The sequence below is a fragment of the Actinomadura spongiicola genome (genome assembly GCF_003432485.1).
Lineage (GTDB): Bacteria > Actinomycetota > Actinomycetes > Streptosporangiales > Streptosporangiaceae > Spirillospora > Spirillospora spongiicola.
The window spans coordinates 82,627-94,848 of the sequence record NZ_QVNQ01000007.1 but is presented as its reverse complement, the minus strand read 5'-3'; the positions used below and the strand labels follow the sequence as shown (position 1 = coordinate 94,848).

The 12,222-nt window shown below is 72.0% G+C and carries 10 protein-coding genes; 4 read left to right on the top strand and 6 right to left on the bottom strand.

The features are described 5' to 3' along the window. Nucleotides 1–5 precede the first annotated feature (5 nt). Together D0T12_RS22575 and D0T12_RS22570 are read right to left on the bottom strand one after the other, a co-directional pair. Nucleotides 6–971, bottom strand: a complete 966-nt coding sequence (locus tag D0T12_RS22575; RefSeq protein WP_117401685.1) for an ABC transporter substrate-binding protein — start codon at nucleotides 969–971, stop codon at nucleotides 6–8. 36 nt (nucleotides 972–1,007) lie between these two features. Further along, nucleotides 1,008–1,238: a phosphopantetheine-binding protein gene (locus D0T12_RS22570; protein WP_117401684.1), complete on the bottom strand. Its 231-nt coding sequence runs from the start codon at nucleotides 1,236–1,238 to the stop codon at nucleotides 1,008–1,010. A 174-nt stretch (nucleotides 1,239–1,412) separates the two neighbouring features. Here D0T12_RS22570 and D0T12_RS22565 point away from each other — a divergent pair, with 174 nt between their 5' ends. Genes D0T12_RS22565 through D0T12_RS22550 form a run of 4 tightly spaced genes read left to right on the top strand, consistent with a single transcriptional unit; the run spans nucleotide 1,413 to nucleotide 5,652 of the window. Beyond that, nucleotides 1,413–2,171: a 2,3-dihydro-2,3-dihydroxybenzoate dehydrogenase gene (locus tag D0T12_RS22565; RefSeq protein WP_117401683.1), complete on the top strand. Its 759-nt coding sequence runs from the start codon at nucleotides 1,413–1,415 to the stop codon at nucleotides 2,169–2,171. Nucleotides 2,172–2,190: 19 nt separating this feature from the next. Further along, complete coding sequence (locus D0T12_RS22560; RefSeq protein WP_233526229.1) at nucleotides 2,191–3,360, top strand: isochorismate synthase; 1,170 nt, start codon at nucleotides 2,191–2,193, stop codon at nucleotides 3,358–3,360. After that, nucleotides 3,360–4,979: a (2,3-dihydroxybenzoyl)adenylate synthase gene (locus tag D0T12_RS22555; protein ID WP_117401682.1), complete on the top strand. Its 1,620-nt coding sequence runs from the start codon at nucleotides 3,360–3,362 to the stop codon at nucleotides 4,977–4,979. The genes D0T12_RS22560 and D0T12_RS22555 overlap by 1 nt, the downstream gene beginning before the upstream one ends. A 7-nt stretch (nucleotides 4,980–4,986) precedes the next feature. Then, a complete protein-coding gene (locus tag D0T12_RS22550) occupies nucleotides 4,987–5,652 on the top strand; it encodes an isochorismatase family protein (protein WP_117401681.1) in 666 nt (221 codons plus the stop codon). Between the two features lie 12 nt (nucleotides 5,653–5,664). On the opposite strand, the gene D0T12_RS22545 is transcribed toward D0T12_RS22550, so the two are convergent. The 4 genes from D0T12_RS22545 to D0T12_RS22530 form a co-directional block, all read right to left on the bottom strand. After that, on the bottom strand, nucleotides 5,665–6,015 hold the full coding sequence (locus D0T12_RS22545; RefSeq protein WP_199487629.1) for a hypothetical protein: 351 nt from the start codon (nucleotides 6,013–6,015) through the stop codon (nucleotides 5,665–5,667). Between the two features lie 638 nt (nucleotides 6,016–6,653). Next, nucleotides 6,654–7,802 (bottom strand): acyl-CoA dehydrogenase family protein, encoded by a 1,149-nt coding sequence (locus D0T12_RS22540; protein WP_117401680.1) that lies wholly within the window; start codon nucleotides 7,800–7,802, stop codon nucleotides 6,654–6,656. Next, nucleotides 7,789–9,003 carry an FAD-dependent monooxygenase gene (locus D0T12_RS22535; RefSeq protein ID WP_158581591.1) on the bottom strand — a complete coding sequence of 405 codons (1,215 nt, stop codon included), beginning with the start codon at nucleotides 9,001–9,003 and terminating at the stop codon, nucleotides 7,789–7,791. The genes D0T12_RS22540 and D0T12_RS22535 overlap by 14 nt, the downstream gene beginning before the upstream one ends. 11 nt (nucleotides 9,004–9,014) lie before the next feature. Continuing rightward, on the bottom strand, nucleotides 9,015–12,218 hold the full coding sequence (locus D0T12_RS22530; protein WP_158581590.1) for a non-ribosomal peptide synthetase: 3,204 nt from the start codon (nucleotides 12,216–12,218) through the stop codon (nucleotides 9,015–9,017). Nucleotides 12,219–12,222 lie beyond the last annotated feature (4 nt).

The window sequence follows — 12,222 nt, the reverse complement described above, 5'->3', positions numbered from 1 at the left end:
CGCGGTCAGCCCAGGCCCTTAAGCAGGGTCTCGACCTGGCTGAGGACGGCGGTCAGCGTCGTGTAACGGTCGGCGAAGCTGAAGTTCACGCCGTGGACCTGGTCGTTCTTGGCGGCCTTGAGCAGCTTCCACTGCGACGTGGCGAGCATCTCCTCGGTCGCCGGGCTGAGCTTGCCGCCCGAGTTGCCGATGAGCACGACGTCGGCGTCGGCGAGCGAGGAGATCTTCTCCTGCGAGTACTCGTTCTCGTGGGTGTCGGTCCGGTCGGACTCCTTGGCGAAGCCCGCGCCCAGCGAGTGGAGCACCTGGCCCATCCAGGACGTGCGGGTGCCGATGTAGAACTTGCCGTCCCCATAGGTCGAGACCAGGGCGAACCTGTTCTTCTGCAGCGGCCCGGCGTAGGCGCCCTTGACCTGGTCGATCTTGGCCGTGTAGGCGTCCTTGAGCCGCTTGAGCTCGGCCTCCCTGCCCACCGCCTGGGCGATCTTCTCGGCGGCGCCGACCAGCTCGCTGGGCTTGGCGACCTCGAAGTACAGCGTCGGCGCGATCTTGCCGAGCTTGTCGATCGGCCAGCCGAAGTCGGCGCCCTCGACGATGATCAGGTCCGGGCGCAGCTCGGCCACCTTCTCCAGGTTGATCTGGTCGCCCGCGCCGATCTCGGTGCTCTTGGAGATCTGCGCCGTCTGCTCGGGCGTCAGCTCCAGCGGCTCCTCGACCTTCGTGGTGCCGATCGGGACGACGCCGACGTCCAGCAGGGCGCCCGCCGCGTAGCTGATCGCGACGATGCGCTTCGGGTCCGCCGGGACGGTGACGGACCCGTTGGTGGCCTGGACCGTCCGCTTCTCGGCGGACGCCGCCTTCCCGTCGGAGCCGGCGTCGTCGGAGTCGCCGCATCCGGCGAGGGTGAGCGCGGCGACGAGGGCCGCGACGACGGCGACCAGCGGCCGTGATCTCCGAAGGACGTGGATCATGATTCTCCCGTGCGATGGGTCAGGGGGTGAAGGGGGTCAGCGGGCGAGGAGAGTGAGCCACCGGGCCACCGTCGGCTGCTCCGCGAGGTCCATGAGGTCGATGTCGGCGCCCTCGGCGCGCCACCGCTCCACGAGGGTCATGAGCCGGATCGAGTCCATGCCCTGGTCGATGACCGGGACGTCGTCGGCGACGTCCCCCGGAGCCACGCCCAGCACCTCGGCCACATCGGCGCGGATGCGGTCCGGGGTGAGCCGAGTCCGCTCCATGCTGTACTCCCTTGGAAGATCAAGTTAGGTTAGGCTTGCCTAAGATGGCGCGGTGCTCCATGATCTGTCAAGCCCGCCCGTCGGGCGATCGCCGTTCCCATCAAGGGGTTGTGCGATCTCTGAACGATAGGCAAGGCTTGCCTAACTTAGGTAGGCCTAATTTAGAGGACGGCGATGAGACGCGAAGGTGTTGCGGTGGTGACCGGCGGTGCCGGTGGAATCGGCGCCGCGATCGTCGAGGCGTTGACCGGATCCGGCCGACGCGTGGCCGCGCTCGACCTTGACGAGGACGGTCTGCGCGGCCTTGTGGAACAGGCCGGCGAACAGGGGCCGGCCATCACCGCGCACACCGTCGACGTCAGCGACGCGCCCGCGGTCGAGACCGCCTTCGACAAGATCGAGGCGGAGCTCGGGGCCGTCACCGAGGTCGTCAACGTCGCCGGGCTGCTGCGCCCGGCGACCGTCCTGGACACCACCGACGCCGACTGGGCCGCGACCTTCGCGGTCAACGTGACCGGCGTGTTCGTCGTCTCCCGCGCGGCGGCCCGCCGGATGAGGGGACGCCGACACGGCGCCATCGTCACCGTCGGCTCCAACGCGGGCGGCGTCCCCCGCGGGGGCATGGCCGCCTACGCGGCGTCCAAGGCCGCCGCCGCCCATCTCACCCGCTGCCTCGGCCTGGAGATGGCGCCCCACGGGGTGCGCTGCAACATCGTCTCGCCGGGCTCGACCGACACCCCCATGCTGCGTGCCCTCGGCGCCGGCGACGTCATCGCGGGGGACGCCGCCGCGTTCCGCACCGGCATCCCGCTCGGCCGTGTCGCCGAACCCGCCGACATCGCCGACGCCGTGCTCTTCCTGCTGTCCGAGCGGGCCCGCCACATCACCATGCACGAGCTGTACGTCGACGGCGGCGCCACCCTGCGCGCCTGAACACCCGGAGCCGATCCCCTTGACGATCCTCACCGAGCCCCACGCCGACCTCCTCAGCGACTACCGGCCCGGCGACTCCTTCTTCTTCCGTTCCCCCGGGCACACGATCCTCGCACGCGGCACCGCCGCCACCGTGCCCACCTGCAACGTCGGCAACCCCGTCGAGACGCTCGCGCGCCGGGTGCGGGAGACGCTGGCGCAGGCGCGGGCGGCGGGGCAGCCGCGCCCGATCGTGGTGGGCGCGCTGCCGTTCCAGCCGACGACGCCCGCGCGGCTGCTCGTCCCGCAGACCGTGCACTGGACGGGACCGTCCTGGACGGGCCCGCCCTCGGGCGAGGCGCCCGTCGAGTTCGGGTCGCTGCGGCACGCGCCCTCCCCGGAGGCGTACAAGCGGAGCGTCGCCGCCGCACTCGACCGGCTGGACGACGGAACACTCCGCAAGGTCGTCCTCGCCCGCGCGTTCCACCTCGACGACGTCGTCCGGGCCGACGTGCCCGCGATGCTGCACCGCCTCGCGCACGGCAACCCCACCGGCTACGTGTTCGCGGTCGATCTGCTGCGGGGTCACACGCTGCTCGGAGCCAGCCCGGAACTGCTCGTCCAGCGCAACGGGAGCGTCGTCACGGCCAACCCGCTCGCCGGGTCCGCGCCCCGCGACCCGGACCCGGAGGTCGACGCCCGCGTCGGTGAGGCGCTGCTCGCCTCGGAGAAGGAGCGGCACGAGCACGCCGTGGTCGTCGACGCCGTCGCCGAGGGCCTGCGGGAGTACTGCCGTGACCTGGAGGTCCCGGACGGGCCGTCGCTGTCGCGGACGCCGACGATGTGGCATCTGTCGACCCGGATCGAGGGCCGCATCGTCGACCCCGACATCGCGTCCGTCCAGCTCGCGGCGGCCCTGCATCCCACGCCCGCCGTCTGCGGCACCCCACGTGAGCCGGCCCGCAAGGCCATCGGGGAACTGGAGTCGTTCAACCGCGGCTTCTACAGCGGCGCGGTCGGCTGGACGGACTCCTCCGGCGACGGCGAGTGGGCGATCGCCATCCGCTGCGCCGAGGTGGCGCCGAACGAGATCCGCGGCTACGCGGGCGCCGGGATCGTCGCCGGTTCCGACCCCGAAGCGGAGCTGGCCGAGACGACCGCGAAGTTCCGCACGTTCCTGCGTGCGCTCGGAATCGACCAGGATCTGTGATGCTCCCTCACTGCACACCATGGCCCGAGGAGACCGCCGCCCGGTACCGCGAAGCCGGTCACTGGCGCGGCGAGACGTTCGGGGCGCTGCTCACCCGGCTCGCCGCCGAGCACGCCGACCGCGTCGCCGTCGTCGCCGGGACCGTTCGCCTGACCTACCGGGAACTCGACGACCGCGCGTCGCGGCTCGCCGCCGGGCTGGCCGCCCTCGGCGTGCGGCCGCGTGACCGCGTCGTCGTCCAGCTGCCGAACGTCGCCGAGTTCCTGGAGACGGCGTTCGCGCTGTTCCGGCTCGGCGCGATTCCGGTGTTCACGCTGCCCGCCCACCGGTCGAGCGAGATCGTCCATCTGGCCCGGCACGCGGAGGCGGTCGCCTACGTGGTGGCGGACGAGCACGCCGGGTTCGACTACCGGACGCTCGCCCGGCAGGTCCGCGACGAGGTTCCCGGCGTGCGGCACGTGCTCGTCGCCGGTGACGCCGAGGAGTTCACGTCGCTGGAGAGCGTCCACGCCGGCGCCGACGGCTCCGCCTTCACCGGGTCGGCTCCGTCCGACGTGGCCCTGTTCCAGCTCTCCGGGGGCACCACCGGCACGCCGAAGATGATCCCGCGGACCCACGACGACTACCTGTACAGCGTCCGCGCCAGCGCGGAGATCTGCGGGCTCACGCCCGACACCGTCTACCTGGCGGCGCTTCCGGCGGCGCACAACTTCCCGATGAGCTCCCCCGGCGTCTTCGGCGTCCTGCACGCCGGCGGGACCGTGGTGATGGCGCCGCAGCCCTCCCCCACCGTCGCGTTTCCGCTGATCGAGGCGGAGCGCGTCACGCTCACCGGGCTCGTCCCGCCGCTCGCGCTGCTATGGATGGAGACGGCGAAGACCACCTCGCACGACCTGTCCAGCCTGCGCGTCCTCCAGGTTGGCGGCGCGCGGTTCGCCGACACGGCCGCGGCCCGCGTCCGCGACACGCTCGGCTGCGACCTCCAGCAGGTGTACGGCATGGCCGAGGGGCTCGTCTGCTACACCCGCGCGGGCGAGCCCCAGGAGTTCCACCTCACCACCCAGGGGCGGCCCATCTCGGCGGACGACGAGGTCCGCGTGGTGGACGCCGCCGGGAACGAGGTCCCGCCGGGCGAGCCGGGCGAACTGCTCACGCGGGGGCCGTACACGATCCGCGGCTACTACCGGGCCGACGAGCACAACGCCGTCGCGTTCACCCCCGACGGGTTCTACCGGACGGGTGACGTCGTCCGCCGCCTGCCGTCCGGGCACGTCATCGTCGAGGGACGGGTGAAGGACCAGATCAACCGCGGCGGCGAGAAGGTCGCCGCCGAGGAGGTCGAGAACCACCTCCTCACCCATCCCGCGGTGCGGGACGCGGCCGTCGTGGCCGTCCCCGACCGGTTCCTCGGCGAACGCACCTGCGCGGTCGTCGTCCCGCGCGGGGAGCCGCCGACCCCGGCCGAGCTGCGGGCCCACCTGCGCGACCGGGGCCTGGCCCCGTACAAGATCCCCGACCGGGTCGAGATCGTCGACGCGTTCCCGGTCACCGGAGTCGGCAAGATCAGCAAGCGTGAGCTGCGCCGCGCCCTGGCCGCACGCCTCGCCCCCACCCCTTAGGAGCGTCATGGGCCTGCCCGGAATCACCCCGTATCCGATGCCCGACACCCTCCCCGCGAACCGGGTCGACTGGACTCCGGACCCCGAGCGGGCCGTCCTGCTCGTCCACGACATGCAGAACTACTTCGTGGACGCCTACAGGCGCGACGCGTCCCCCATTCCGGAGCTCGTGGCCAACATCCTCGCGCTGCGGTCGCGCTGCGCCGCGCTCGGCATCCCCGTCGTCTACACCGCTCAGCCCGGCGCGCAGACCCTCGCGCAGCGCGGGCTCCTCCAGGACTTCTGGGGCGACGGCGTGCCCGGTGACCCCCCGGCCGCGCGGATCATCGACCCGCTCCGCCCCGCCGACAGCGACATCCAGCTCACCAAGTGGCGTTACAGCGCGTTCCAGCGGACGTCGCTCGCGAGGATCCTCACCGAGTTGGACCGTGACCAGCTCGTCGTCACCGGCGTCTACGCCCACATCGGCTGCCTGATGACGGCGTGCGAGGCGTTCATGCGCGACATCGAGACCTTCTTCGCCGCCGACGCGACCGCCGACTTCTCCGCCGACCACCACGCCATGGCCATCACCTACGCCGCCGAGCGGTGCGCCGTCGTCCTCAACACCAGCGACCTGCTGACCGCGCTCTCCCGCGACCGCGCCTCGCGCCCTAGAGAACAGGTGTCTTAGAGAACAGGTGTTCTAGAGGACGGGCGGCGCGCCGGCCGTGATGGCCCGTGCCTGGCCCACCATCTGAGCCGCCCAGGCGCCCGACTGGGGGCCCGGCGGGAACTGCGCGGCGTGGTGGAATCCGGGACCGGTTACGGAGACCGTCACGAATCCGAGGTACCGGCGTTCCTTCATGAGAAGGAAGAGCAGGCCCAGGAGGCAGAACCAGACGAAGATGATGGTGAGGACGATGGCCACGACCGGGATGCCGTCGGTGACCTGGGTGGAGTCCTGGACCGTCCACGTGGCGCCGTGCAGCGGGTAACGCCCGTACGGAAGGATGACGTGCGTGCTGGTCAGGGCCATGTCGCCGATCTGGAGCACGACGGGCTCCATATCGTGCGAAGGAACCGGGTACATCGAGACCACCCCTGATGGAAGAACCGTCCGCTGCTGCGCGAGATTGTCTCACGCCAAAGGGCCCCGGCCCTGGCCGAACACGCATTTCGGCCACGCTCGGCCACCGTGTCGTGACCCCCGAAGCCCAGTAGTGATCATCGACCCGCGCCTTCCGCGTCCACGACGGATTTCGGAGAACGCGGAGTTCCTCATCACCTGACGGGACCGCTGCGATTACAGCGCCTTTCCGTCATCGAACACGTCGTTGTCCGACCGCGGCGCTCCATACCACGAACGCGAAATCGAATGGCTGGAACGATGGAAACGCGGAAAGAACCGGTGCCGGGCACGACCCGACTGGAAGATCGCGCCCGGCACCGGAGTCTTCGCGGTGATGGCCGCGCCCGGGGCGCGGCGCCGGTCGGCATTGTTGAGGCAAACCTAAGCGACCTTCGCGCCATTCACCATCTGTCCCGGTGGCCGCGTCCGGTCAGTTCCCCCTTCGGGGCATTCTTCGGCGGGACGGCATGAATCTGCGTTTGATGCGTTCCATGGCGAAATATCGGATGCCAGGGTCGAAGAATGAAATGTTCGGTGCGGCGACCGCCGCCGAGGGTCGGTGATCAGGAGGTTCGTGCCGGTGACAGCAGTTCGGACGCGATGGTATTGAGCAGGATGTTGGACGTGCCCTCGTAGATCGTGCCGACTTTGGCGTCGCGGTAGAACTTCTCCGCCCGGTGCTCGCGCCGCGTGCCGTTGCCGCCCATCGCGTCCACCGCCCGGATCGCGGCGCGCTGCGCCGCCTGCGACGCCACGTACTTGGCCATCGCCGCCAGCCGGATCCGCTCGGGCTCGTCGGCGCCGTTCACGCAGGCGTCCGCGGCCTGCCGGGTGAGGGCGCCGGCCGCGGCGACCTCGGCGGCGGACTCCGCGAGCGGGAACCGCACCCCCTGGAACTCGGCGACCGGACGTCCGAACTGCGACCGGCCGGACACGTGGCGGGCCGCGACGTCGAGCGCGCCCCGCGCCAGGCCGACCAGCTGCGCCGCGATGCCCACCCGGCCCAGCGTCAACGCCCGCAACGCCAGCAGCTCGCCGCGCCCGACGCCGCCGAGCACCCGGTCGTGGCGGACGGGAACGCCGTCCAGCACCACGTCGGCGGTGCGGGCCGCGCGTACCCCGAGCTGGTCGGCGGGCTCGGTCACCGTCAGGCCGGGGGCGTCGCGTTCGACGAGGAACGCGGTGACGGAGTGGGGTCCCGTCCGGGCGAACACCAGGAACAGGTCGGCGGCGAGCGCGTTGCTGGTCCAGCGTTTGCGTCCGGTGAGCCGCCACCCTCTGCCGTCGGGTTCGGCGACGGTCGCGAGCGCGAACGCGTCGCTGCCCGCGCCCTCCTCGGAGAGGGCGAACGCGCCCATGGTCGCGGACGCCAGCCGCGGCAGATGGCGGCGGCGTTGGTCGCCGTCGCCGTCCCGCAGGATCGCGCCGGTCACGAGGATGTTGTGGACGTCCACGGCGACCGCGACGCCGGAGCAGACCCGGGCGATCTCCTCGACGGCCGTGACGACGTCCGGGAACGTCCGGCCCTGCCCGCCGTAGTGGACGGGCGTCTCCATGCCCATCAGCCCCTCGGCGAACAGCGCGGCGACGAGACCGTCGTCCAGGCGGCCCTTGTGGTCCATGTCGTCCACGAGCGGCGCGACGGCGTCCTCGGCGAAGGCGCGGACGCGGGCCCGCCACGGGCCCGGGCCGCCGGTGTCAGTGTCCGGCATCGGCGCGCTCCTCCGCCGGACGGCCCGGGTCGAACGCGAACATCCGCCGCCACATGGCCTCCTGCCGGGACGCGGGCATGGTCCGCATGACGGTGTTGCGCATCGTGACGAGGAGCGGGCTCTCCCACTCCTGGTAGCGGCTCACCTTGAAGACCTGTTCGCGAACCCACTCCAGCCGCGGCAGGCGCCGCCGCTCGTACTCCCGCAACCCGGCGTCCGGCGTTTGGTCGGACGGCGCGTCGGCGAGGCAGTCGGCGAGGACGACGGCGTCCTCGATCGCCATGCAGGCGCCCTGCCCGAAGACCGTGGGCATCGCGTGACCGGCGTCGCCGAGCAGCGCCACCCGCCCGTCCACCAGCCGGTTCAGGCGTTTGCGGGCGAACAGGTCGGTGCGGATCAGCCGCTCGGCGGGCGTGTTCTCCAGGATGTGCCGGTTCGCCTTCGGGAAGCCGTCGATGAACGACAGGAGCTGCTCCTTGAGGACGGCGGGGCTCGCGGAGTCCCGTGCGGGCGTCCCGTTCCGGCCGATCGACCAGCAGACGCTGTCGTCGTCCACGGGCCAGGCGACCATCCGGGTGGCGTGCGCGCCGTACACCATCAGGACGGTCTCGGCGGGAAAGTGGGCGCTGCTGTCGCTGATGCCGCGCCACACCATGTGCTTCAGCGGGGTGGGGTCGCCGTCTCCGAGCATCTGCCTGCGGATCGCGGACCGCAGCCCGTCCGCCCCGATCAGGATGTCGGCGCGGACGGCACCGCCGCTCTGGAGGAGGACGTCGACGCCGTCGCCGTCGCCGGTGGCGCGGTAGCCGACGACGCGTTCCTCGTAGCGCACCCGGTCGGGTCCGACGGCGCGCAGCAGCATGTCGAGCAGGGCCTGGCGGCGGATGCCGACCCCGATGTCGGCGTGCTCGCGCTGGAACCGCCCGATCGGCGCCTCGGTGAGCGTGGAGCCGCCGTCGGTCACGACCACCTGGCTCTCCAGCGGCGACCCGAGTTCCTTGACGGCGTCGCCGAGGCCGACGCGGCCGAGCGCCGCGACCGCGTTGCCCCAGATCGTGAGGCCCGATCCGGCGAGGCCGCGCACCGCGTCGGCGCGCTCGTAGATCTCGATGTCGTAATCACCGCCGTTGTGGCCCAGCGCGGCGGCGGTGGCCAGCCCGCCGATGCCCGCGCCCGCGATGACGATCCGTTGCCGTGTCACGTTCTCTCCTGTCAGCCGGTGAGTTGCGAGGCGGTCGAAGTGGTCGGGGCGGCCGGTTCCTCCGGGTCGGGGCTCCGGTCCAGCAGTTCGGCCAGCGAGGCGACGGTCGCGTCCTGCTGCATCAGCGTCAGCGGCACGTCCACCCGCCGCTCGGCCCGCAGCCGCATCGCGATCCGCATCGCGCCGAGCGAGTGCAGGCCGTGGTCGGCGAGATCGTCCAGGACACCGATCCGCTCGGTGTTCAGGACCTCCCGGACGAGTTCGGCGACCTCGCGTTCGGCCGGTGTGCGCGGTTCGGTGTACGGGACGTTCCGTCCGTCCGCCCGGCCGGGATCGGGCAGCGCGCGACGGTCGATCTTGCCGTTCGGGTTGCGGGGCAGTGCCGCCATGGTGATGAGCGCGGACGGCACGAGATAGGACGGCAGCCGGGCGCGCAGCCGCTCGCCGAGTCCGGCGGCCGTCTCCGGGTCGGCGACGACATAGGCGATCAGGCGCGCGTCGCCGTCCGGTCCGGGACGCGCCACCACCGCCGCGCCCGTCACCCCCGGCTGCTCCGCCAGGACCGCCTCGACCTCGCCCGGCTCCACCCGAAATCCACGGATCTTGACCTGGTGGTCGTTGCGGCCGATGAACTCCAGGGTGCCGTCGGCGCGGAGCCTGCCCAGGTCGCCGGCCCGGTACTGGAGCCCGCCCGCCGGGTCGGGGACGAACCGTTCCGCGGTGAGGTCGAGGCGGCCGAGATAGCCGTTGGCGATGGAGGCCCCGGAGACGCGGATCTCGCCGACGCAGCCCATCGGCAACTGCCGTCCGGCGTCGTCGGTGACCAGGACCCGCTGGTGGCGCAGCGCCCGGCCGATGGGGCTGCCGCCGCCGGTGAACACGTCGTGTTCGGTCAGCTCGTACCACGTGCTGAAGATGGTCGTCTCGGTGATCCCGTAGGCGTTGACCAGCCGGGGCGCGGTGACGCCGTGGCGCCGGGCCCAGGGACGCAGCCGCGACGGATCCAGCCGTTCCCCGCCGAGGACCACGTACCGCAGGGGCGACGGCCCGGCGGGTTCACCGGGGGGCCGGAGCCCGTCCGCCTCGACCACCAGGTCGAACGCGGACGGGGTCTGGTTGAGGACGGTGACGCCCTCGTCCTCGATGACCCGGAGCTGGGCCGCGGGCGAGTGCACCTCCTCCTCGGTCAGGACGCGCAGCCGCGCCCCGGTGGTCAGCGCTCCCCACATCTCGTACACCGACAGGTCGAAGCCGTAGGGGTGGAACGTCGCCCAGACGTCGTCCGTGCCGGTGTCCATCTCCGCCAGGATCGCGGTCATGAACTGGGCGACGTCCCGGTGCAGGATCGGCACGCCCTTCGGCCGCCCGGTCGAACCCGAGGTGTAGAGGACGTACATGCGGTCGGATCCGGTGATCGCTTCCGGTGTTTCGCCGGTGTCCTCCGCGGAGTCGTCCAGGGCGTCCATGCGGGCGAGGGGCAGCCGCCGCGCGTTCTCCGGCAGGAAGGGCACCGGGTCGCCGTCGGTCAGGACCACGTCGGCGCCGGAGTCGGCGACCAGGTACGCGAGCCGGTCCGGCGGGTTGGCGAGGTCGAGGGGGAGGTAGGCGGCGCCGGTGCGGAGCGTCCCGACGATTCCGGCGATCATGTCGGCGGACCGGTTCAGGCACAGCGCGACGAGGCCGCCGCGTCCGGCGCCGAGCGCGGTGAGCCGTCCGGCGATGCGGGCGGCGCGCCGGTCCAGTTCCCCGTAGGTGAGGCGGTCGGGGCCGCAGGTGACGGCGATGGCGTCCGGGGCACGCGCGACCTGGTCGGCGAACCGGTGCAGCACCGTGTCGGTGACGGGCTCCGCCAGGTCGCCCTTCGCGTGGTCGTCGAGGATCCGCTTCTCCGGGGCGGACAGCATCTCCAGTTCGCGCAGCGGTGTCTCCGGGGCGGCGGTGAACGACTCCAGCAGCGCCTTCAGGTGCTGGACGAGCAGTTCCGCGCCTGGCCGGTCGAAGCGGCGACGGTCGTACACCAGCCGTAGCGGCATGTCGTCGCCGGGCAGGATCACCAGCGTCAGCGGGAAATGGGGACGGCCGTCGTAGGAGTATCCGAGGACCTTGAGCCGGATGTCGGCGAGGTCCAGTTCGGGCATCGGCGCGTTCTCGAACGCGACGTTGCTCTCGATGGGGGACGCGTCCCAGCCCGCCAGCCGTTGGATCTCCACCAGCGGCACGCTGTCGTGTTCCCGGCCGCGCGCCTGCGCGGCCTGGAAGTCGCGCAACCACTGCGCGGCCGGGCGGCGCGGGTCGATCCGGGCGCGGGCCGGGAGCGTCACGATCAGCGGGCCGAGGACGCCCGCGGCGCCGGGAAGATCGCGGGGCCGGTGCGCGGTAGTGCTGCCGGTCACCACCTCGTCGGTGCCGAGGTGCCGGGCCAGGACGACGCTCCACGCGCCCTGCACGATGGTGGCGGCGGTGAGCCGCTGCTCCCGGGCGACGCGCTGGATCCGTTCGGCGAGGCCGGGAAGGGTGAGGTGGACGAAGTGGTGGCTCGGTTCACCAGTCGTCACGGTCCCGCCGCCCTGGCCGAGCGGATCGCCGTGCTCGACACCGGCGAGCGTCTCCCGCCAGTAGCGGACGGAGTCGTCGCCTGAAGGGTGCTCGCGCCACCAGGCGACATAGTCGCTGTAGGGGCGGGTCGGCAGGTTCAGTGGCGCGGTGCCACGGCGGAGCGCGCGGTATCCGTCCAGGAAGTCCGCGATCGCGATGCCGAACGACCAGCCGTCCATCACCAGATGGCTGAACCTCCACGCGAACACCCACGTGTCGGCGGCGCGGCGGATCAGCGTGGCGCGCATCAGCGGCGGTCGCGCCAGGTCGAACGGGCGCATCCGGTCGGCGTCCAGCCAGGCCTGGTAGTGCGCGTCCCACTCCTCGTCGGGCACGTCGCGCCAGTCCTCCTGTTCGATGCGCAGGGCGGCGCGGCGGTGCACGATCTGGAGTGGTGTCCCACCGCGCCGCCAGCGGAAGCCGGTGCGCAGGATCGGGTGGCGGTCGACGACGCGCTGCCAGGCCTGGGCGAAGTGCCTGGTGTCCAGTTCACCGGCGAGCGTGACGCTGACCTGCTCGACGTAGGTTCCGGTGTCCGGGCTGCGGGTCAGTTCGTAGAGCAGCCCGGCCTGGATCGGGGAGAGCTCGTAGATGTCCTCGATGTCACGTGGGGTGGCCACGGGT